Annotated in this window: 17 protein-coding genes; 10 read left to right on the top strand and 7 right to left on the bottom strand. The window is 46.0% G+C overall.

The features are described from left to right. Positions 1–713 precede the first annotated feature (713 nt). Positions 714–1,763 (bottom strand): phosphate acyltransferase PlsX, encoded by a 1,050-nt coding sequence (gene plsX / locus ACWB0I_RS02865; protein WP_479386524.1) that lies wholly within the window; start codon positions 1,761–1,763, stop codon positions 714–716. A gap of 60 nt (positions 1,764–1,823) precedes the next feature. Then, positions 1,824–3,554 carry a DNA polymerase/3'-5' exonuclease PolX gene (polX, locus tag ACWB0I_RS02860; protein ID WP_479386523.1) on the bottom strand — a complete coding sequence of 577 codons (1,731 nt, stop codon included), beginning with the start codon at positions 3,552–3,554 and terminating at the stop codon, positions 1,824–1,826. 124 nt (positions 3,555–3,678) lie between these two features. On the opposite strand from polX, the gene ACWB0I_RS02855 reads away from it, so the two are divergent. After that, entirely contained in the window at positions 3,679–4,497 is an 819-nt protein-coding gene (locus ACWB0I_RS02855; RefSeq protein WP_479386522.1) for an HAD-IIB family hydrolase, read from the top strand. 11 nt (positions 4,498–4,508) lie between these two features. Continuing rightward, positions 4,509–5,717, top strand: a complete 1,209-nt coding sequence (locus tag ACWB0I_RS02850) for a glycosyltransferase family protein (RefSeq protein ID WP_479386521.1) — start codon at positions 4,509–4,511, stop codon at positions 5,715–5,717. A 66-nt stretch (positions 5,718–5,783) separates the two neighbouring features. Here the strand turns inward: ACWB0I_RS02850 and ACWB0I_RS02845 are convergent, their stop codons facing one another. After that, entirely contained in the window at positions 5,784–9,314 is a 3,531-nt protein-coding gene (locus tag ACWB0I_RS02845) for a beta strand repeat-containing protein (RefSeq protein ID WP_479386520.1), read from the bottom strand. 1,055 nt (positions 9,315–10,369) lie between these two features. Further along, a complete protein-coding gene (locus ACWB0I_RS02840; protein WP_479386519.1) occupies positions 10,370–10,822 on the bottom strand; it encodes an FKBP-type peptidyl-prolyl cis-trans isomerase in 453 nt (150 codons plus the stop codon). A 101-nt stretch (positions 10,823–10,923) separates the two neighbouring features. Here ACWB0I_RS02840 and ACWB0I_RS02835 point away from each other — a divergent pair, with 101 nt between their 5' ends. The 3 genes from ACWB0I_RS02835 (at position 10,924) to ACWB0I_RS02825 (ending at position 14,895) form a co-directional block, all read left to right on the top strand. Continuing rightward, a complete protein-coding gene (locus tag ACWB0I_RS02835) occupies positions 10,924–11,679 on the top strand; it encodes an SDR family NAD(P)-dependent oxidoreductase (protein WP_479386518.1) in 756 nt (251 codons plus the stop codon). A gap of 13 nt (positions 11,680–11,692) precedes the next feature. Next, positions 11,693–12,244 (top strand): HD domain-containing protein, encoded by a 552-nt coding sequence (locus ACWB0I_RS02830; RefSeq protein ID WP_479386517.1) that lies wholly within the window; start codon positions 11,693–11,695, stop codon positions 12,242–12,244. A gap of 713 nt (positions 12,245–12,957) precedes the next feature. After that, positions 12,958–14,895: a lamin tail domain-containing protein gene (locus ACWB0I_RS02825; protein WP_479386516.1), complete on the top strand. Its 1,938-nt coding sequence runs from the start codon at positions 12,958–12,960 to the stop codon at positions 14,893–14,895. 152 nt (positions 14,896–15,047) lie between these two features. Here the strand turns inward: ACWB0I_RS02825 and ACWB0I_RS02820 are convergent, their stop codons facing one another. From ACWB0I_RS02820 to ACWB0I_RS02810, 3 genes are all read right to left on the bottom strand, one after another. Further along, a complete protein-coding gene (locus ACWB0I_RS02820; protein WP_479386515.1) occupies positions 15,048–15,554 on the bottom strand; it encodes a hypothetical protein in 507 nt (168 codons plus the stop codon). Beyond that, positions 15,551–16,090 carry a FlgD immunoglobulin-like domain containing protein gene (locus tag ACWB0I_RS02815; RefSeq protein WP_479386514.1) on the bottom strand — a complete coding sequence of 180 codons (540 nt, stop codon included), beginning with the start codon at positions 16,088–16,090 and terminating at the stop codon, positions 15,551–15,553. Before ACWB0I_RS02815 ends, ACWB0I_RS02820 begins: the two co-directional genes overlap by 4 nt. Positions 16,091–16,159: 69 nt before the next feature. Continuing rightward, positions 16,160–16,324 (bottom strand): redoxin domain-containing protein, encoded by a 165-nt coding sequence (locus ACWB0I_RS02810; protein ID WP_479386513.1) that lies wholly within the window; start codon positions 16,322–16,324, stop codon positions 16,160–16,162. Between the two features lie 461 nt (positions 16,325–16,785). Here ACWB0I_RS02810 and ACWB0I_RS02805 point away from each other — a divergent pair, with 461 nt between their 5' ends. The 5 genes from ACWB0I_RS02805 to ACWB0I_RS02785 all read left to right on the top strand — a co-directional run bounded on the left by ACWB0I_RS02805 (position 16,786) and on the right by ACWB0I_RS02785 (position 21,515). After that, entirely contained in the window at positions 16,786–17,700 is a 915-nt protein-coding gene (locus ACWB0I_RS02805; protein WP_479386512.1) for a hypothetical protein, read from the top strand. Positions 17,701–17,863: 163 nt separating this feature from the next. After that, positions 17,864–18,787, top strand: a complete 924-nt coding sequence (locus ACWB0I_RS02800; protein WP_479386511.1) for a DUF1684 domain-containing protein — start codon at positions 17,864–17,866, stop codon at positions 18,785–18,787. Positions 18,788–18,848: 61 nt separating this feature from the next. After that, complete coding sequence (locus ACWB0I_RS02795; protein WP_479386510.1) at positions 18,849–19,169, top strand: hypothetical protein; 321 nt, start codon at positions 18,849–18,851, stop codon at positions 19,167–19,169. Between the two features lie 89 nt (positions 19,170–19,258). Continuing rightward, positions 19,259–19,453, top strand: coding sequence for a hypothetical protein (locus ACWB0I_RS02790; RefSeq protein WP_479386509.1), 195 nt, complete (start codon positions 19,259–19,261; stop codon positions 19,451–19,453). A gap of 25 nt (positions 19,454–19,478) precedes the next feature. Next, positions 19,479–21,515: an alpha-ketoacid dehydrogenase subunit alpha/beta gene (locus ACWB0I_RS02785; protein WP_479386508.1), complete on the top strand. Its 2,037-nt coding sequence runs from the start codon at positions 19,479–19,481 to the stop codon at positions 21,513–21,515. Positions 21,516–21,564: the final 49 nt, after the last annotated feature.

Here is a 21,564-nt window from a genome sequence, read left to right as displayed (position 1 = left end):
CTTCAAGAAAAACTGAAACTCAACTAATCTATCTGAGATAAACGCGATTTTAAATTGCATATTTTACCCAGCTAACGATTTGTGGCAAATAGTATCGACAATAATTGACATTATTTTAGATAAAAAGAATAAGTCATCATTTAAAAATGAAATTCTCTTTTTGCACCGCCAATAAGTACTTTTTATTGTAAATTGTTTTTTTGAAGTTATGGAAGATTCTTTCTTCGTTCGATCTGAATTTAAAAGCCTTAATTGCACATTACGGTTGATTAGTTGAATTGTTGAATGGTTTAATGGAGAGGAAACAACGTGCAGAGCGGAGAAATCTTTCTCCAACGTACGGGGCGAAGCATTTTCCTGAAGAAGGTTCCAATTAGCGCAACCTCTTTGTGTACGAGTTAAAATTGCTCTTGAGCAAAGCTTGGCAAAAAATAATTTGCCCTTACAAAAGTCTCGAGCTGAAGCCCGAGTTACGTTGCGCGTGCGAAGGACATTTGTACTGCGTGCCGGTGTAAGGGATTTCTCCCCCGCTAAAGCGGGGGAGAAATGACACGCGGCACGGGTCCTCACCGCCCTGGCACAACTTGTCCCTTCGCAAAATAATTCGGAATTCGTAATTTTTAATTTAAATTAATTTTTGTGCCCTCCGTGGTTGCTTAAAGCCCTGCGGAAATTTTTTGGTTGCGTCTCTGCCGTCTAAAAATATTATGGTATTAAATCTCAATAAAATCAATACGATGTTGTTTGTTAAACTCAAGAATAGATTTTCCGATGTGGTCTGCCACTTTTTGTTCCACGGACTGGCGAGCCACAGCAATGGCATTGGCCATGGCTTTTGCATTAGAACGGCCATGGGCTTTGATCACAATCTTTTGAAAACCTAAAATAGGGGCGCCGCCGTATTCGGAATAATCGGTTCTCTTTTTCAACTGGCGCACACCAGAGCTAAGCAAGGCCAGGCCAACCTTCCAGGTAAATCGTTTTCGGTAGGCGTAGCGGCCGGCATGTCTTAAAACTTCGCTGGCGCCTTCCAGTGTTTTTAATACGATATTGCCCACAAAGCCTTCAGTAACAATGACATCGGCCACACCCTTTAAAATATCATTTCCTTCCACATTGCCGATAAAATTAATGCTCGGAGCCTCTTTAAGGTATTGGTAGGTGCGCACCAGCGTCTCTCCGCCTTTGGTTTCTTCAGAACCATTATTCAGCAGGGCCACCCGCGGATGTGGAATTTCAAGAACATGCGAAACATAGTAACTGCCCATGTAAGCAAAATGCACCAGCTGTTTTGCTGAACAGTGTAAAGTGGCGCCCACATCGATCATTAACGACAGGCCATGATTACTGGGATGCATGCGGGCCGTGGGGAAAACCGTAGCCAGAGCGGAGCGTTCAATGCCGGGAATCATGGGCAGAAATTTGGCGGCCGACAAAATGGTGGCCCCTGTCGAGCCTGCTGAAACCAGAGCATCAGCGTTGTTTTCGGCCAGCAACCGCATGCCAATGTTAATACTGGCTTCCGGTTTCTGGTTGATGGCTGTTTTGGGAGATTCATCCATGGTAACGAATTGCTCGGTATGAACTACTTCGATATTAAAAGTATCGGGCTCTTCTTCAAGGATGGGATTGATTTTGTTCTCATCGCCAACCAGAATAATCTTTAAATCTGAAATTTTTTTTAGCGCCCGAAGTGCTCCCGGAACAATTTCTTTAGGAGCATAATCTCCCCCCATTGCATCGACAATGATTTTAATTTCCATATCTCCCCCAATTTATGTTAAAATTGCTCTCATCTTTTTAATTTAACCAGCGTCTGCGCCCTATTTTCTTTGATTTTTGAAATAGCCCCGCACTTCGGTTGTTGTTAAGGTGTTGATAACCCCTTCTCTGGAATACCAGGCTTTTCGGGCAATAGCCAGACCATATTCAAAATCTTTTAAACCCTCAAGGTGATGGGCATCGGGATTGATCGCTGTTTTAATGCCCATTTTGCAGGCTTTGATGCCTACGCGCCAGTCCAGATCAAGGCGGTAAGGATTGGCATTTATTTCGATAATCTTATTAAACTGAGCGGCCGTTTCCAGCACCTTCTCCATGTTCAGGGCATACGGCTCACGCCCTAACAGCAGACGTCCGGTTGGATGGCCCAACATATCGACCAGCGGATGACGCAAGGCGCGGCAGATGCGTTCGGTCATTTCCTGCTCAGAAAGTTTAAAAGAAGAGTGCACCGAGGCAACAACAAAATCGAACGATGCCAGAGTCTGATCATCGTAATCCAGAGTTCCATCCGGTAAAATATCGACTTCAATGCCTTTTAAAATGACAAAAGGCGCTAGCTTCTCATTAAGCTGATCGATTTCTTCATGCTGCTGTTTAATACGTTCTTCTGTTAAGCCATTGGCATAATAGGCGGATTTGCTGTGATCGCAAATGCCGATGTATTCAAAACCCAGTTCCCTGGCCCTTTTAGCCATCTGCTCAATGGTCTCCGCTCCATCGCTGTAAATGGTGTGAACGTGAAACAAACCTTTTAAATCTTTTCTGCTGATCAACTCGGGGAGCCGGCCTTTTTCGGCAGCTTCAATTTCACCAACATTTTCTCGTAATTCCGGCGGAATGTAGCTTAACTTCAAAGCCTCATAGATTTCCGCCTCACTGGCGCACTGCACAGACTCTTCCTGCCCTGCAGGGAAAAGGCCATATTCATTGAGCGTCCATTGCATTTTTTTTGCCCGATGGCGTAAGGCAGTGTTGTGCTCTGCGCTACCTGTGAAATATTGCAGGGCAAAAGGAAATTGCTTCTCATCCACCAAACGCAGGTCGCAGGCCATACCCGATTTTAAGACCACACTCACTTTGGTTTGACCCTGATTGGTGATCGTGTCCACTTCGGGGTAATGGATAAAGTGGGAGATCAAAAGAGCCCGCTGTTCAGCAGAGCAGGCCACCAGCAGATCGATGTCCTTGATGGTCTCCTTTTTCCGCCGCAAGCTGCCAGCAACGGCCATTTGTTTAATCTCCTTCCGCTGCGCCAAATATTTCTGCAAGCGCTGCGCTTCCTCTTCAGCCACCGGCAGATGAAAGCGCTCTTTGTACTTTTTCCTCAGTTCAATCCCTTTTAAAATCTTTTCCTGGGTTTTATGCCCAAAGCCCGGTAAATCGCGTAGGCGGTTTTCCAGACAGGCATATTCCAGTTCACCAATGGTCGTAATACCTAATGTTTCGTAAATGGACTTCACCTTTTTGGGGCCCAGGCCCGGAATTTTCAATATTTCTAAAAGGCCCCCGGGCACCGAGGCTTTCAACCTATCATAATAGGGCAAATGACCGGTGGTAACTAATGTGGCAATTTTTTGGGCCAGCGCGTCTCCGACCCCTTTTAATTCCTTTAAACGGTTCTCTGCAACCAGCTTAGCAATGTCTTCCTGCAGCACTTCAATCTGACGGGCGGCATTGTAATAGGCGCGCGCTTTAAAGGGATTCTCTCCTTTGATTTCCAGAAGCCGGCCAATTTCTTCCAGTATTTTAATGATCTCTTTTTTATCCATAATCCCTGTTTTCCTTTTTACAACAATACAAGTTAGCAATCCCGTTCTTCAAATTCAAATATTGCGCTACCGGTTGTGGTATTTATTTCTTGACTTTTTCCTTAAAGTGTAGCATTTTTAACATATGAAAAACAATTGGCTGATCTTCACCGATTTAGATGGAACATTGCTCGATTTTGATACTTACGACTTTTCGGAAGCGCTGCCGGCTATGAACTTTTTAAAAGAACGGCAGATCCCGGTTATTCCCTGTACCAGTAAAACCATGGAAGAGGTTCTGGAATTACAGAAAACTCTGGCTTTAACCGGTCCTTTTATCATTGAGAATGGGAGCGCTGTTGTCTTTCCGGCTGACTATTTCGTGCCAATTCCGGAGGCCAGGCCTTTCAACGGTCTAAAGGTCATCGTGCTCGGTAAAGAGCGGCAAGACATTCTTCTTTTCTTTAAAGAATTAAAAGAGCGCTTTTCGTTAAAGGTTAAGGGCTTCTCTGAAATGGAGATCGATGAAATCTGTCAGCTTACGCATCTTTCTGGCCAAGAAGCGCGGCTGGCCCAAAAGCGCTTGTTCAGCGAACCCATGGTGTCGCTGGAAGAAAACCTTTCGAACCGGCAAGATGTGCAACACTTTGTACAGCAGAACGGTTTCCGTTTGCTGCATGGTAATCGTTTTTACCACTTGATCGGCAATTGCGACAAAGGCCAGGCCGTCAAAAAAATGACTGAAATCTTTACCGCACAGGCCGGCCATACGTTTAAAACCATGGGATTAGGGGACAGTAAGAATGATTTTGAGATGTTAAAAGCTGTTGATCTGCCAATTATCGTTCGCAAAAAAGACGGTAATTTTGTACATTTAAAAGGCATTGAAAATGTGTACATTACGCAAAGGCCAGGGCCGGCAGGCTGGGCCGAAGCGGTTTTTAAATTTTTAAAAACCAAATAAAAGAGGTAAACATGGCCGATTTTTTCCAGAATGGTGTTATTACAACATTACACAAATTAACCGATTACCCGGTAGAACAGTTAGAAGAAGAAATCCTGCAATATGCCAAACGCAGACCCATTGCCTTGATTTTACCCTCTTTGTACAGCGAAATTGAAGGTCAGGCTTTACCACGCATTATTGAAGAATTGAAACAGGTGCCTTACCTTTCCGAAATTGTCGTTGGACTGGACAAAGCCACAGAAGAACAATTCGAAAAAGCCAAAGCTTTTTTTTCACAGCTTCCGCAGAATGTAAAAGTAATCTGGCAACGGAGTCCACGGATTCAGGAGCTTTACGATCTGCTGGACAAAAACAACCTCTACATCGGCACAGAAGGCAAAGGGCGTAATGTCTGGCTGTGCATGGGCTACCTGTTAGCTTCCAACAGGTCAAGAGTTTTTGCCATTCACGATTGCGACATCTTAACCTACACCCGTTCCTTGCTGGATCGCCTGGTCTATCCGGTTACCAATTCAACCCTTAATTTCAGATTTGCCAAGGGATTTTACAGCCGGGTTTCCGATCGCATGCATGGACGCGTGGCGCGTCTCTTTATCACGCCGCTGATCCGTTCCCTAAAAAAGATTTTAGGTTCTTATGATTACCTGGACTACATCGATTCCTTCCGCTACCCGCTCTCCGGCGAGATGTCCATGATTCGCGATGTGGCCGTGCGGTTGCGCCTGCCTACCGATTGGGGGCTGGAAATTGGCACGTTAAATGAGATTTACCGTAATTACGCTAAAAATCAGATTTGTCAGGTAGATATTATCGATCGCTACGATCACAAACATCAGGTGCTCTCTGAAGACAATCCCAATACTGGGTTGGCTAAAATGTCCATCGATATTGCTAAATCTTTTTACCGCATGCTGGCCAGCATGGGCGTGGTCTTTTCCGACCAATTCTTCAGAACCATTAAGGCTACCTATTTACGAACCGCGCTCGATTTTCTGGATAAATACTATGTTGACGCCATGATCAACGGCCTTAAATACGATCGGCACTCTGAGGAAAAAACCATCGAGGTCTTTCTCAAAAGCATCATTATTGCCGGAGACCAGTTCCTGGCCAATCCCATGGAACTGCCCATGATTCCAGGTTGGACACGCATTGAATCGGCACTCCCCGATTTTATGCCTACCTTGAAACAAGTTGTGGATGAAGAGAACAGATAATCAAAATCCATTGAATGCGGGATAAATTGAAAAGCCCCGGCAGCAGAATACCGGGGCTTATTGTTTTTATTTCAAATAGATCATCTTAAGCATTTTGGAATAATGGGATGCGATAAACCGATAAAAATAGGTTCCGCTGGAAACGGGTTGCCGGGCTTCATCGGTTGCGTCCCAGATCACCTGATGCTGGCCAGCCTCAAATGTCTCCCCGTCGATGAGCTTCCTGATCAGATTGCCATTCACATCGTAGATCAAAACCGAGACACGCTGTTGTTCCGGTAATTGAAATTTAATCGTCGTTTTCGGATTGAACGGATTAGGATAGTTCTGATAGACCGCAAAATCGGTCGGAAGAGGAACGGTAACCGTTTTAACCAGATGATTGAACGCCTCGACTTGCCCGCTGAAGGATACGTTTTCCAGGCGATAGCTGTAAGTTTCGCCTGCAACAACCTGTTCATCTACAAAGGTGTAGGTGTGTTGCACACTGGAATTACCGGCGCCTGCAATCAGGCTTTTGTTAAGCCTCTGCCAGTGTTCATTAGCAGCGCTTTTTCGGTACACATTAAATCCCCGATTATTGATTTCCGATTCGGTAACCCATTCCAGCACCACTTTGCCAGAGAACACCTGGGCATTGAACGTTGAAAGCGTGACAGGCAGAGAATTGTCCTGTCCGCCGGCCGCATCATCACCAAAGGTGTAATAGCTTCCGCTGGTCGTAATGACCTCAGACTGAATGGTACCGCTACTGGCCGTTCCGCTACCGTTTCCGCCCACGCTAATCCACTGTCCGTTACTAAACTGCGCTACATCTAGCGCCGTCAAATTACTGATGCCATCGGAGCTGTTCCAGCTTAAGGTGATTTGCAGGTTGGTAGGACTACCGCCCGAACCTTGAATGCTCCAGTATCGAATCGATGAAATAGCACTTAATGTAGCGGCATCAATGCTACTGCTAATAGCCGTGTGAGGATCTGAATTGAATTGTTCGACCGTTACCGTGTACGTACTGACCGAAACATTGGTAAAAGAGACCGTGACCGGCAGATACTGCCCGTCTTTTGCTGTGGGGAAGGTAAAGTTGTCTGAACTTCCGATGGCAAAGGATTTAGCAACCCGGCCTTCAACGTACGTGGAAGAACTGCCCCCTGAGAATGTTCCGCTGGTGGCCAGGGACAATAGATTTCCGTTGGTATTAAAGACACCGCTGGTCAGGGTCATGGTGCCGTAAACTGTTACATTATTGCTGATAACCAGCCCATTGGCATTATTAAGAGTCAGGTTGTAAAAATTAACCGTCGAGGAACCGCCGATGGTTTGTTGCGCGCTGCCCTGAAAGACCACGGTTCCGCTACTGGTACTGAAATTACCTCCATTGCCGGTCAAACCTCCGGTCAAGGTCAGCGTTTGTGGGGTGAACGTTCCGGTTGTTAAGGTTAAAGTGCCACTCACCTGCATGTTTGCCGAAGCAGTAACTCCGGCTCCGTTGTTGATCGTTAAGTTATTAACACTGGTCAAACCCGCCGGAATAGTTTCTGCGGAACTACCATTAAAGGTAAGCGTTCCATTAGCAGTGTAGCTATCAAATCCATCCAGACTGGTTCCACCGGTTTTTAATTCACCGCCGCTGGCCACGGAAAAGGCATTTGTATTGGAAGCTGTAATGCTTAATGATCCGCCAGCCAGGTCAGCAGTCCCGGCCTGAACGATCAAATCGCTATTATTACCCAATTGCAATGTAAATCCATTCAAGCTAAAGGCGCCGGCCTGAAGCGTAAAATCTCCGCCATCCTGGAGTACCACCGTCCCGGTACCATTAACGGTTGCCGTACCGCCAGACTTGTTAATGCTCAAATTTCCATAGCTAACGCCCGCCGGGATGTCTTCACTCCCTGAGCCATTGAATAATACGGTGCTGCTGGCATTAAGAGAATAGGTGGAAAAACCGGTAATGGAGCTACCGCCCGTTGTGAGTTGCGTGCTGGCATCGAGAGTAAGGGTATTGGAACCATTTTTTGTAACGCCGTAGCCGTTCAGATTGAGTGTTCCACTGGTAACATGCATGGTTGCGCCGCTGTTTAGCGTAATTGATCCGACCAGGGTGGTTGTGTTTCCGCTACCTGGATTGATGGTTAAAGTTCCGGAAATGACAATATCTGAGAGGGAGGCATTGGTAGCATTAATGGTTAAATTGTAGATCGTAGCCTGTCCAGAGGAAGTAATCTGATTATTCGTTCCCGTTACAATTAATGTGTTCCCGTTTACTGTTCCAAAACTTCCGGAACCACCAACCACATTCCCTCCAACGCTTAAAGAGAGAGAGCCGGCCGAATAGTCCAGTGAACCCAGAGTCAGAGTTAAATCCCCCGCCACATTAGCCAGCGCCGTGCTGCCCAGATTGACAGCCGGCGAGACGCCCGATGAATTGTTGATTTGCACATTCGTCGGAGCTTTAGCCGAGGTCCATTCTGCGCCCACGGTCTGCTGAGAAGAACCATTGTAAAGCAAGGTTGTAGTGCCAGCCCCCCAGGCAAAGGTTCCGCCACTTTCCGTAATAGTGCCGTCGGTTAACGTTACTTTTGTATTGACCTGAACCGTACCCGAAGAGATGGACAGAGAAGAACCAGAAGACAGAGAGAGGTAGTTGGTCTGCAAAGTATTTCCTGCTCCAGGATTGGCCGTAATGGTAATGCTGGAATTGCATTGGACCACATCCGGAGCCAGCGAAGAACTAATGGGCCATTCCGCTGAGATGGTTTTGTTTGAGCTTCCGGTGTAAATCAGGGTTGCTCCACTGATATTAAGCGTTGTGCTTCCATCCAGTATTACACTGGAGCTAAAGCCGCCCCGCGTAAATTGATTGCTTACACTGAATTGCACACCACCGGAAAAAGTTAAACTGCGATTCGCGCCAGGAGAGTGTTCCAGATTGTAAAAGCTTAAATTGTTATTACTGGAAATCGTTTGCGTACCCGTGCTGGTAGTCGTAAAAATAAACGATGACGTTCCGGCATTAAAGGTTCCCCCTGTTTTATTGAAAGTAGGATTTAAACCTACGCCAAACAATTGAACGGTTGCACTCCCTGCATTTAAAGTACCACCGGAAAGATTAAAAAACGAGGTGGCAAAACTGGAATTTAAATTATAGGTGCCTGTGCCGTTAAACGTTAAGATATCAAATTCAATGGAAGCACTACCGCCTATGGTTTGGGTGCCTGAACCAGAAAAAGTCATACTGGCAGCCCCATTAATCCCATCGGTAAAGGTGCCATCCTGGGTAAAATTTCCATTCAGTGTTAAAACATTAGCATTCCCGTCATAGGTTCCTCCGCTTTCAATGGTCAGGCTGTTAATCGTGTAAGTACCATCATTGGTAATGGTGTGCCCATTCTGGATCACAAAATCATCTGTAGAATTGATGGAGCTGGGCTGTGCCCCCCCCCCGGAACGATTGGTATTCCAATTGGATAGAGTGCCAAAGTTTCCACTGCCCTGAGAATAATAGACAGCGCCAAATGCCTGTCCTAAAAAGAAGATGCAAAGGAACAAAATCTGGATCATAATTTTTTGAGGATGGTTATGTAATTGGTTCATGCCCAAATTTCTCCTGTTCTTGTTAACATTTTTTTATATTTTCGTCAAACTTAAGGCAAAGATTAGGAAAATCAACCAATTTGTAAGAATATTTTTTTAAGGTTTTTTCCATGGCGGAAGTGCTGAAAGACCGCAAAAACTCATCCAAATTACTGAAGTGCAGAACCTGTTTTCCATTACTTTAAAAGAAATTTGAAATCATAAAGTAATGCCACAAGAAAGGCAGGGAAGATTTTAGGACCGACAATGCACCATCTTTTTAAAGGCCCCAGAGCCGCAATCTGAATCATCCACAGAAAATAAGACATTGTCAAAATTAAAAACTACGAATTACGAATTATTTTGTGAGAGGGCAGGTTATTCCGAAGGGGAAAGGCCCGCGTGTAGTGTGTCATTCCGAGTTCCCGCTTTAGTTATTTAGTTGAATGGTTAAGTAGTTAAATGGCGCTGAGTGTCTTTCTGAGTCCCCGATTTATCGGGGGCGAAGAATCCCTCCCACTTGCAGACAATTCGCACGCGCAACGTAACTCGAGCTTTAGCTCGAGACTTTGTAAGGGAGAAGCATTCACAAAGTGTGCAAAAATGGCAAAATATCTTAACATATCGTAGTAGAACTAAGCAAAGCGGCCAAATTTACTCCCCCTTCTCTTTATTAAAAGAAGGGAAGGGGGCCGGGGTTAGGATCTTCAGCGCAAAAATTTTCGCACGCTATTGCATTACATCTAAAGGAAGTATTCTAAAGCAGTAGAGCCGCAACCAAAATCAACCAATGAGAGCACAAAGATATCATAAAAATTAAAATTTGTGGACATGTAAGGCGAAGACTCAGCAAAGCGGCACAATTCGCTCCCCCTTCCCTTTTTTAAAAAAGGGAAGGGGGCCGGGGGGTTAGGATCTTCAGCGCAAAAATTTTCGCACGCTATTGCATTACATCTAAAGGCAGTATTCTAAAGCAGCATGAAAATTTTTCAAGAAACTATTAAGAGGCAGGAATACCTTCGTTCAAGCTTCACTGTTCACATTTTGCCTGCCCTCTCAAATTCAGGCTGATTCGATTACTCGATGGCTAATAGTTCCACATCGAAAACCAGCATTGCATTGGGAGGAATGACAGGAGGATACCCACGCTCACCATAGGCTAATTGATAGGTGATAAACAACCGGCGCTTACCGCCAACTTTCATCGTACTTAAGCCTTCATCCCAACCTGGAATGACCTGGCCCTGGCCCAAAACAAATTTAAACGGTTTGTGACGATCCACCGAACTGTCAAACTTTTTACCGTTCATCAACCAGCCGGTGTAATGCACAACCACCGTCTGACCTGTTTGAGGGGTTTGTCCTTTACCCTGAACAATATCGATATATTTCAGGCCGCTGTCTGTGGTAATCGTATTTTCAGGGATAGTAACCGGCTGGCCTTCGGTAATAGCCGGAACTTCTGTTTTTTTGGAACAATAACTAAAGAACAAAATCATAAAGCTGAGCGCAATCAGTTTTGATTTCATCTTGCCTCCTGAAATTTTCATTGATTCTTTAATTTATTTTCGACAAATTAGTTTTTACAAAGATAAAATACAAATAAAAAGGCGAGCAGCGGGGAGCAAGAATGATTAGTTTTGAGGGGAAAAATGTAATCGTCACAGGCGGTAGTCGCGGCATCGGGGCGGCCATTGTTCGTCTGTTCGGCAAATTAGGAGCCGGCGTGGCCTTTAATTACAACAAAAATTTACGCGCCGCCGAACAGCTGAGCGCTGAAATTAAAAAGTTTGGCACAGAGGTCTTTTTCCAGGAATGCGATGTAAGGGACTATCGAGAGGTTCAGAGTTTTGTACGAAATAGCATCGAAAAATTTGGCCATATTGATATTCTGGTCAACAATGCCGGCATCTGGGAATATGGCCCCATTGAAAAGCTGTCCGTGGATGATTGGCGTAAAACAATACAAACCAATCTGGATGGTGTATTTCATTTCACTAAAGTGGTTGTTCAACACATGCTCAAGGCGGGCATTCAGGGGCATATCATCCATATTTCTTCTACGGCCGGTCAAAGGGGCGAACCCTATTATGCGCATTACGCTGCCACTAAAGGCGCCATCATCAGTTTCACCAAATCGCTGGCTGCTGAATTGGGGCCTAAAGGCATTCATGTTAACTCCGTGGCGCCGGGATGGATCAAGACCGATATGACCAAAAAAACTATAACTGAGCAAGAAGCTGAAATTGTCCGCAACATTCCCTTAGGTTTTGTGGGAGAGCCAGAGGACATTGCCGGGCCGGTGATCTTTCTTGCGTCCAATCTGGCGCGGTACATCAATGGCGAAATTTTAAATGTAAATGGCGGAAACGTTTTGTGTGCTTGAAGGAGGATTTATCATGACCAGAGACGAGGCATTAGCAATTTTAAAAGAATACACACAGAGTGAGAGCTTGCTGAAACACGCTTTTGCCGTGGAAGCCGCCATGCGCGCTTACGCCAAAAAATTTGGCGAAGATGAAGACCTTTGGGCGGTTGTCGGTCTATTACATGATTTTGATTATGAACAATATCCCGATGAACACCCCATGAAAGGCAGCGAAATTTTAAAAGAAAAAGGCGTACCGGAAGAAATTCGCACCGCCATTCTGGGCCACGCTAATTTTTCCGGCGTTCCCCGGGAAACACTGATGGCAAAAACCCTATATGCGGTAGATGAATTGTGTGGTTTCCTGGTGGCTGTGACTCTGGTTCGACCCAATAAATCCATTGGAGAAGTAAAAGTTAAATCGGTCAAGAAGAAACTGAAAGACAAAAGTTTTGCCGCCAAGGTCAATCGCCAGGAGATCCGTGAAGGCGCAGAAGAGCTGGGCGTTCCCTTTGAAGAGCATGTGGAATTTGTCATCAAAGCCCTGAGCCAGGTTGCGCCTGCATTGGGACTCAATCCCTGATGCTGTTCATGAATCGATAAAAGCAGTCCGGAAGAAATTGAGTGTGTAATGGTGTAAAAACATGTTCAGGGCAACACATTAGCGGCCCTTTCCACATCCATGGAACAGCACAAACTTCTTTGTTCTGGCTTTTGTGCCCTTCCCTCTTTTTACAAAGCCAGGAATTATGCAGTACTGTAATCCAACCCTATAACACTTTCTTTAAAAGATGTAATCCTGCCACAGCGGGATGCAAAAATTTTTTGATGAGGATCCTGAGGAAGCACAGCCGCAAAAAAAAAACTTCTTTAAAAAATGACAGGCCAGTGCCCCGGGCCCCCTTTAACTATTACACTCATATACTCTTAACTTTACTCCTCCAACAGCAGAAGTCATTTCACGAATTAGCCCTCCCCCCCTCGATCTCCCTCTCCCAGAATAAAAATCTGGGAGAGGGGGAAGGCTTGGTGAGGAAATTTTCTAAATTTTCTGGCAGCTACAGTCGGCTGCGCCTGCCAGACGGGCCTGTCCGGCCGTAGGACGGGCGCCCTTTGCGATTTTTTAAAGATTGCGGCTATGCTGCCTTAGATTTGTAGTTGAAAAATTTAAAAAAAATATTAGAAATGCATTAAATGTGCATTCATCTATTTACATTGCGCATAAGATATATTAAATTACGTTATATTTTATTAAAAATGATCTATTCATATAAATTAATAAGAGGAGGAGAAGGTATGCGTCTCATTCTAACTTTCTTAACGGTTTTTAGCCTAAACGCTTTTATTTTTGCCCAGGTCAATTACAATGTAATTGACGATTTTAACAGACCAGATAACGAGACACTGGGAAATGGCTGGGTGGAACATGAAGATGCCACCAATCAACTATCCATTTCTTCCAATATGTTGTATTGCAAAACAGGGGGTCTCACTTCACCAGAGCCTACCAATGCCAGCAGGGACTTAACCGCTTCTGAACCCACCTTTGATTTAGGTAGCAATGCTCTGACAGGTTGGTCCTTTCATATGGATTTGAACAGAAATCCCAGTGGTTGGGGCGCTTCAAATTACAGCTTAGGCTGGGTGTTGGTAGCCAATGAATCAGATTTTTCTTCCTCTACGGTAGATGGTTACGCCGTTGTCTGGAAAGGGACCAATGATGAGTTGGCCCTCATTGAATTTACCGACGGAATTTCAGGAAGTGATGGAGGAACAACCATCATAGGCACCGGCGTCGATTGGGACAACATTAGCAGTGATGGGATTAATATCAGGGTTGAAGTGACCAGTGACGGGGAATGGACCCTGTACTATGAAGAAGGAACCCCAATCAGCGTGCCCGCCGATATCGACCAGCTCGTGTCCAGCACCACTTCAAATGTTACGGATCTCTTTGATGATCCAAACATGATTTACAGCGGGCCCATTTGGGCACACAGCACCAGTACCAGTTCAACCTCAAGCGGTTCATTCGATAATTTTAATTTTGGTCTCGGGACGCCTTCGGCCAACACTACCGTACAATTCGCCTCAGCTTCCGGCACGGCTAATGAAGGCGACGGCACCTACGACCTAATCGTCACCATCACCAATCCTGATCCCAACAACGCCACCACCGTTGATGTGGCTCTTGTAAGCGGCGACCCTGCCGACCTGGACAATTACACAACCCAAACCGTCACCTTTCCGGCCGGCAGCTCTGCCGATCAAACGGTTACTGTTAATATTACCGATGATTCTGAAGTCGAGGGTGATGAAGACTTTACTTTTGAATTACAAAATGTAAGCGGCGGGAATAATGCCGCCATTGGCACGCCATCGCAACACGTATTGACCATTACCGATAACGATTTTGCCACGGTCCCAGATATTGTGATCAACGAAATCATGCAAAATCCTTCCGCTGTTAGCGATACCAAAGGCGAATGGTTTGAGCTGTACAACAACGACACGGAAACAGTAGACATCAATGGCTGGATTATTAAGGACGACGACACCGATTATCATGTCATCGATAACGGCGGCCCCTTAACGATTGCCCCTGGAGAATACCTTGTTCTTGGTATCAATGACAACATGTCTGAAAACGGCGGCGCGCCGGTGGATTATATGTACACCAATTTTACGCTGGGTAACAGCTCAGACGAGGTAGTTCTGGTTTACAGCGACGGGATTACAGAAGTGGATCGTGTAAGTTATGATAATGGTGTTACCTTTCCTGATCCTTCGGGCGCTTCGATGGAATTACGGAATCCCAATTATGACAATAGCGATGGCTCCAACTGGGACGAGGCCAGCACTACCTTTGGAGACGGCGATAAGGGAACGCCCGGCGCACAAAATTCAAACTATGTCAGCGCCCTGGATGAATCCAACAACAGCGCTACCGTAACCCGTTTTGAAATCTCTCAAAATTACCCCAATCCCTTTAATCCGGAAACCAGATTTGAGATCAGTGTGCCAAAGACTCTGAACCAGGTACAAATTGCTATTTTTAATGCCAATGGCCAATTGGTTAAAACGCTCTTTCAGGGCCGCCTGACCTCAGGTCGGCATACTTTTAAATGGAATGGTCTGGATGCTTCAGGGAAAAGCAGTCCGTCCGGAATTTATTTTGCCCGCTTACGGGCTGAACATCTCAATCAATCCATTAAAATGGTATTGCTGAAATAAGTTTGAGCGGGGAGCCTTTCCCCGCTTTTTTGTTTTTAGGGGACAAAAACAGAGTCGCCACACCAGTTAGCGGAGGTTCCGGTTGATCCGGGAATGCGTTCCTAATATTCCGTCTTCCAATTCTCTCACTGGTCGCAGGGCAAATTCTAACGTTAACTGGCAAACGGACGTTTTAATTCATTAATGCGCTTTTCTACAAACTGGTTGAGGGCGCGTTTCCAGAAAAATCGATTCAACAAGCGGGCGGTCCAGCCATTAACACGGTAATGTAGCTGCCATTGCACATTGGTACTGCCATCCACCAGAGTCTTTAAAATAATTTGATGGCTTAGCTCTTTAATCGCAAAAAGACGATCGGCAGGTAGTTGAGGTAACAAGAAAAGGCGGTAATTGGACTCATCCTTTTGTAAACGGAACGGCAAGGTCAACAGTTTACCGTTAGCAAAGAAAGTCAGTTTAACAGTAGCCGGGGCTGCTCCGTCCAGGCGCTCCCCGGAATCCGTTAAATTTTTAAGCAGCAGTTTAAAAGCAGCTGGTTTGGGTATGTCGGTTGTAAATTCAGCGGCTAAACGGGTTTCGGACTCTGAAGTAAAGAGTAACACAAAAAAAGTCAAAACAATAAGGGAATTGATCAGGAATAATCCGCGTAAAAACTTCATTTGATCAACAGCATCTTTTTTGTTTGTTGTTTGTTGCCTGTCAATCGGTAAAAATAGCTTCCAGAAGGCAAGGCCTTATGCTGGTCATTCCTGCCGTCCCACGAAACTTCATGCAAACCAGGGGCAAGCGTTCCTTTTACCAATTGTCTAACTAATCTACCACTGGAATCGAAAATTTGCAATTCGATTTGTTGGGTGCGGTTTAATTCGAAGCGAATGGTCGTAATAGGATTGAAGGGATTGGGGAAATTGCCTATTAATCGAAAGGTACCCGCAACAGAGGATGCGCTCTCCAAACCGGTTGTCAACAGTCCATCAATGGTTTGTTGAATCTCATTCAAAGCAACTCCGTAACCTTTGTAACGCAAAATCCCTTCCTGATCTATTACCGTACTGTAATCATGTACGATTTGGTACGCCTGCATCGTTTTGCTACCATTTAGTAGCAGAGGGTAGGTTAGCGGAGGATTGGTACTGTTTTTAAAATTTTCGACGAACTGGGCGGAACCATCCCAGCAGTCGATGCCCAGGACCACAACTTCATCCGAGGAATACTTTTGATGAATCCCTGTTTCTGTGCTGCCACCTGCAGACTGGCAAAAAGGTCAGCTATAGCCAAACCAGAAGATGTAAACGATTTTGCCCTGATAATCAGAGAGTGTATGTTGAACGCCATTCAGGTCGGTTAAAGTAAAATCCGGCGCCGGCTGGCCGATATTTTGCGACAGGCTGATAGAAATCAGGATGAAAATCAAAAAAAAGATGCGCATTTTTCTCCCCCTCTAAATAAATTCGTGCTTAACAAATCAAACGTACATCAATTCAAGGAAATTTCCGCAAACTCAAAAAACAAGGTTTTTTAACAGTCTTAAAAAATCAACGGTTGCCAATTGTGTTCAGGTTAAATGCATCATGGTTAAATTACTTACTTCAAAGGATCTAGCGCCTTAGTTGAATTGATGAATGGCCTGTCCGGTGGCCAGACCTGTCAGGCTGCGCTTTGCCAGACTGGCGGGCCTGTCAGGCTGGTGCTGCCAGACGGGCCTGTCCGGTGCCAGACGGGTGACCTTTGCGGTTTTTTAAAAGTTGCGGCTCTGCTGCCTTAGATTATTTTTTTTCAACCTACCTCTGTTAAATTGCTAAAATTAAACCGCTGGCATTTGCCGAAAAGCCAAAATTTGATTATTACCGCCCCTTCTATGTAAATTATATGAAAATTATCAGGGGGTATATGTTTCGACTACATATTTTATTTTTGATTTTTATTTTATCTTCATCTCTGATGGCGCAGGAAAATACTGTCACACCTGCTCTGGATTACCGATCGCCATCATTGTTGCAAAACTTTCAGCGAGACAGTGTGGATGCTAGAAGCATTTTGTATTTTAACCGTTATGCTTATCAGGTGGCAAAGTACGGCGTATTATTCGGCACAGCCGGCGCGGGAATAGGAGCAGGATTAGTCTGGCTGCAAATGCGTAATCAGTCGGTGTGCGATTTGGGATGCGTTATTACCTACACAGTGGTCACATTGGGCGGCGGACTTCTGGGATTTTCACTGGGCTCGCTGTACGCTGCGCTTAAATATCAGGGCGATAAAGGTAAAATCATTCACACCAAAAAGCGAAGCGTAGTTTTTAGAAACACCGGAATTTCTCTGGCTATTGGCAACAGCAGTTTTTACAGCGGATTGGTTTTCCGAAGGCTATCCAGGAAGATTTACTTGCCTTCCACCCTTACCGTCCATTATTTCACCCATGACGCTTCGTACGATTATGAATCAACAGCTACAAACGATGAAGACCTGCAAATGGTGTTCATGCAAGGACGTACTTCTGGGGTAAGCGCCCGCTTGCTGTGGGTGGATTACCGCCGCGTACTGAGCTGGCTATACGGAGTGGAAATGGGGTGGAGTCGGGGCAGCCTGGACGAATACCGTAACCAACAATGGCAGAAAAGAAACGTATCAGGAACGCACGTGCATTTGTGTTTCGGTAGCCATTTGAACATAGCGCCTGTTTTAGGCGTTACAGCATTTTACCGCTACCGGCTGTACGGCCTGCTTGAAGCGTTGCAACCGCCGGGTTTTAAATCCACGGATGATCGGTATTCGTTGTCGCTGGGTGTGGATTTTTATTTGTACTAAGATATAACGTCGGTAGAAACGTCTTTCTTTCGCGGAAAAGAAAAGCGATCATTACATTAAATATCGAAATTTCATTTTTCGCAGTCCGATCATGGTTAAATCGTAAAAGGGGATAAGCGCCTCGCCCCCTTGAATCTAATCAAAAATTAAGGAAAAATCGTAAATGATTCGGCTAATTCGTCTTGCTGTTTTGATTTTTTTTGTCATCGCTGTGGCTGTTTTCTGTAACAAACAAGAAGGCGTCGATGAACAAACCTACCGAACTTCAATCGACCTGTGGCATAAAAAACGTGTTGCCCGACTCACAAAACCAGAGGGCTGGTTGAGTTTAGCGGGCTTGTACTGGTTGAAAGAGGGCGAAAACACTTTTGGCTTTGGCCAGGGGCACGACATCGTTTTTCCGGAGAACGACCGGCAGATACGTCTGGGCACGTTTTTCCTGCAGGATGGTCGGGTCAGCGTTACCTTAAATCCGCAAGCCCATGTCCTGGTCGATTCTCAGGCGGTTCTGCAAAAAAACGACCTGCGCAATGACCTGCAGGGTCGCCCGACGCGTCTGGAACGCGGCCGTTACCTCTGGTACGTCATTAAACGGGATCAGCGTTTTGGCATCCGCCTGAAAGACCGGCAGAATCCGGCCATTAAACGGTTTAAGGGTATTGAGCGCTTTCCTGTGGATGTGAAGTGGCGGGTCAAAGCACGTTTCATCCCTTACGATCAGCCACGGATCATTCAGGTTCCTACAGTGCTGGGCACCAAAAGTCCATCACGATCACCAGGCCAGCTGCAGTTTCGCTTAGAAGGGAAAACCTTTCGTTTACAGGCCCTGGCCGATACGTTAACCGAACCGTTGTTTATTATTTTTGCCGATCAAACTAACGGGCAGGAAACTTACGGCGCCGGACGATTTTTAGAAGTGGATCCTCCGGATGAACAGGGCTTTACAATTATTGATTTTAACAAGGCCTACAATCCACCCTGTGCTTTTACCGAATATGCCACCTGTCCCCTACCGCCTGCTGAAAATGTTTTAGATATTCGGATTACGGCCGGAGAAAAGGCTTACAAAGGAGGGCCGCATCATTGACCGGAACCTGAAAGCCCTTTTGAAATGTTAACTAAAGAGATTAAACTACAGAGGCGAAAAAGTGAAAAAGACAAATCCAAATAGAAACAAAGAAGTGTACAGCTCCCAACTTCTTTTGTCCATCATGTTCATTCTGGCCACGCATGTAGCTCTTGAAGCCCGGACCATTCCGACCTACTCTAAACCTTTTGAAAAACTGGTGGGCAAAACTTATCGCGGAACATTCCAAGACTCCAGCGCCACAAAAACATCTTTTGATGTGGCACGCTGGGAATGGAGTGGAACACGGTTGGCCGGAACTCCCTACGCCAAACCGGCAATTCGAAACACGAATGCGCCTGAGAGAAACGTAGGGGACTTGTTTGATCAGCCAGCAGCGTAGGAATAAATTATTTAAAAATTCGTTACTAAATAATTTGAGACCTAATGGAAGCATTAGAGTTATTCTTAGCATAAAAAAAGGATGAAGAAATGAGTGAAAATCAAGCCATGTGTCCCCTTTTTCCGGACGTACCCTGTCCGCGGGGCGAAGAAGCGGCCGAATCGTGCCAGGTTCGGCTGGAAGCCGGGAATTACGATCCAGTGTCCGATTTCCGCGATTACTTGATGATGAACTGCGCGATTTTGCGCGCTGAACAACAGCGCGAAGGAAAACAGGAACTCTGAAAAGGAAATTTAAGAGAGGTTGAGAATGCCTGAAGTAAAAACCAAGAAAGCAGATTTACAGGGATTGAACAAAGATACTTTAGAACGAATTTACCGCAACATGATTCTGGCCCGTTTCATGGACGATAAAATGCTCATCATGCTCAAGCAGGGCAAGAGTTTTTTCCACATCGGTTGTTCCGGGCATGAGGCCATTCAGACAGCCGCCGGTTTCGGTTTTCAATCGGGTTACGATTACGCTTATCCTTATTACCGTGATCTGGCTTTTGTACTGCAATTTGGCGTCACTCCCGAAGAGGTCTTTTTGAACTTTCTGGCCAAAGAGGACGATCCCAGCTCCGGTGGCAGACAAATGCCTAACCATTATGGGCACAAAGGGCTGCACATTGTTTCGCAATCCAGCCCAACCGGAACCCAGTATCTGCAGGCCGTGGGCACAGCCATGGCCGCTGTAAAACAGGGCAAGGACGAAGTGGTGTACGTCTCGTCCGGTGAAGGCACCACCAGCCAGGGCGATTTTCATGAAGCGGTCAACTGGGCAGCCCGTGAAAAGCTGCCGGTCATTTTCGTCATTCAGAACAACAAATACGCCATTTCCGTCCACGTTAGCGAGCAGATGGCCGGGCGATCGGTTTACCGCTTTACCGCCGGGTACGAAGGGCTTACGCGTTACAAGGTCGATGGCACTGATTTTTTTGAATCATACCGCGTCATCAAAGAAGCGGTTAGTAAGGCGCGGGAAGGCAACGGCCCTATTCTGATTGAAGCCGAGACCGTCCGCCTTTTGCCCCACTCTTCTTCGGACTCGCAAATCAAGTATCGCTCCAAAAAAGAGCTGGAAGAAGATCAGAAGAATGACCCCATTCCCAAGTTCGAAAATTTACTGATCGAATCGGCTTTGTTCACCGTTGAAGAATTACAGACTTTGCGCCAGGAAGTGAAAAAAGAAGTGGACGAAGCGGCCGAACGAGCTCAGCAACATGCCGATCCTGATCCGCAAACCCTGTACGATTATTTGTACGCTCCGCAAGAAGAAACTGATCATCTGATCTTTGAACACAAAGAGCCCTCCGGCGATCGGGTGGTGATGGTTGATGCCATCAATCACGCTTTAAAAGAAGAGATGGCGCGCAACGAAAAGATGTATGTTTTTGGAGAAGACGTAGCCGACAAAAAAGGCGGGGTTTTTACGGCCACTTCCGGGCTTTCTACCCAATTTGGTAAAGACCGCTGTTTTAATTCTCCTCTGGCAGAATCCAGCATTATTGGCGTGGCCATTGGCATGGCGGTGTACGGTTTAAAACCGGTGGTGGAAATTCAATTTGGCGATTACATCTGGACGGCCATGATGCAAATTCGCAATGAGCTGGCCACCATGCGCTGGAGGTCTTACAATTACTGGAGCGCGCCGGTCGTCGTTCGCGTGCCGGTCGGCGGTTACATCCATGGCGGACTCTGTCATTCACAAAACATTGAGGGATTTTTTGCGCATTTGCCGGGCATTAAAATCGCCTATCCTTCCAATGCTGCCGATGCCAAGAGCCTGTTAAAAACGGCCATCCGCTCCAACGATCCGGTACTCTTTCTGGAACACAAAGGACTGTACCGCCAGAGCTACGCGGCAGCCCCTGAACCGGACGAAGACTACCTGTTGCCTTTTGGTAAGGCGGCCGTTAAACGCTCCGGATCGGATCTAACCATTGTCACCTGGGGCGCGCTGGTCCAGAAATCTCTGGAAACGGCCCGCCTGTTAGAAAAGGAAGGCGCCGATATCGAAGTCATCGACATTCGCACCATCAATCCTCTGGACATGGAAACAATTGTCCAATCGATTAAAAAAACCAGTAAAGTGCTCATCGCTCACGAAGACACTCTGTTTCACGGCTTTGGGGCTGAAATTGCCGCTCAAATTGCCGAGCAAGCTTTTGAGTATCTGGACGGACCGGTTCGGCGCCTAGCCGGAGCCGATACGCCAGTGCCTTTCAGCGCCGTGCTGGAAAAAGCGGCCCTGCCCCAGACCGAAGACATCGTCAAAGCCGTTAAAGCGTTGCTGGCTTATTAAGAGTTAAAGTGTGGGAGAGAAATCGTCTGGAATGGAAATACTACAATTA

The sequence above is a fragment of the Caldithrix sp. genome (genome assembly GCF_056497305.1).
This window is presented reverse-complemented; position numbering and strand designations above follow the sequence as displayed.

What these genes read in the sequence shown, in the direction of transcription:
- ACWB0I_RS02785 (WP_479386508.1), top strand. Translation starts at nt 19,479, where the DNA reads ATGCCTGAAGTAAAAACCAAGAAAGCAGATTTACAGGGATTGAACAAA.
- ACWB0I_RS02835 (WP_479386518.1), top strand. Translation starts at nt 10,924, where the DNA reads ATGATTAGTTTTGAGGGGAAAAATGTAATCGTCACAGGCGGTAGTCGC.
- ACWB0I_RS02840 (WP_479386519.1), bottom strand. Translation starts at nt 10,822, where the DNA reads ATGAAATCAAAACTGATTGCGCTCAGCTTTATGATTTTGTTCTTTAGT.
- ACWB0I_RS02800 (WP_479386511.1), top strand. Translation starts at nt 17,864, where the DNA reads ATGATTCGGCTAATTCGTCTTGCTGTTTTGATTTTTTTTGTCATCGCT.
- ACWB0I_RS02830 (WP_479386517.1), top strand. Translation starts at nt 11,693, where the DNA reads ATGACCAGAGACGAGGCATTAGCAATTTTAAAAGAATACACACAGAGT.
- ACWB0I_RS02855 (WP_479386522.1), top strand. Translation starts at nt 3,679, where the DNA reads ATGAAAAACAATTGGCTGATCTTCACCGATTTAGATGGAACATTGCTC.
- polX (WP_479386523.1), bottom strand. Translation starts at nt 3,554, where the DNA reads ATGGATAAAAAAGAGATCATTAAAATACTGGAAGAAATTGGCCGGCTT.
- ACWB0I_RS02810 (WP_479386513.1), bottom strand. Translation starts at nt 16,324, where the DNA reads ATGCGCATCTTTTTTTTGATTTTCATCCTGATTTCTATCAGCCTGTCG.
- ACWB0I_RS02845 (WP_479386520.1), bottom strand. Translation starts at nt 9,314, where the DNA reads ATGAACCAATTACATAACCATCCTCAAAAAATTATGATCCAGATTTTG.
- ACWB0I_RS02850 (WP_479386521.1), top strand. Translation starts at nt 4,509, where the DNA reads ATGGCCGATTTTTTCCAGAATGGTGTTATTACAACATTACACAAATTA.
- ACWB0I_RS02790 (WP_479386509.1), top strand. Translation starts at nt 19,259, where the DNA reads ATGAGTGAAAATCAAGCCATGTGTCCCCTTTTTCCGGACGTACCCTGT.
- plsX (WP_479386524.1), bottom strand. Translation starts at nt 1,763, where the DNA reads ATGGAAATTAAAATCATTGTCGATGCAATGGGGGGAGATTATGCTCCT.
- ACWB0I_RS02820 (WP_479386515.1), bottom strand. Translation starts at nt 15,554, where the DNA reads ATGAAGTTTTTACGCGGATTATTCCTGATCAATTCCCTTATTGTTTTG.
- ACWB0I_RS02825 (WP_479386516.1), top strand. Translation starts at nt 12,958, where the DNA reads ATGCGTCTCATTCTAACTTTCTTAACGGTTTTTAGCCTAAACGCTTTT.
- ACWB0I_RS02805 (WP_479386512.1), top strand. Translation starts at nt 16,786, where the DNA reads ATGTTTCGACTACATATTTTATTTTTGATTTTTATTTTATCTTCATCT.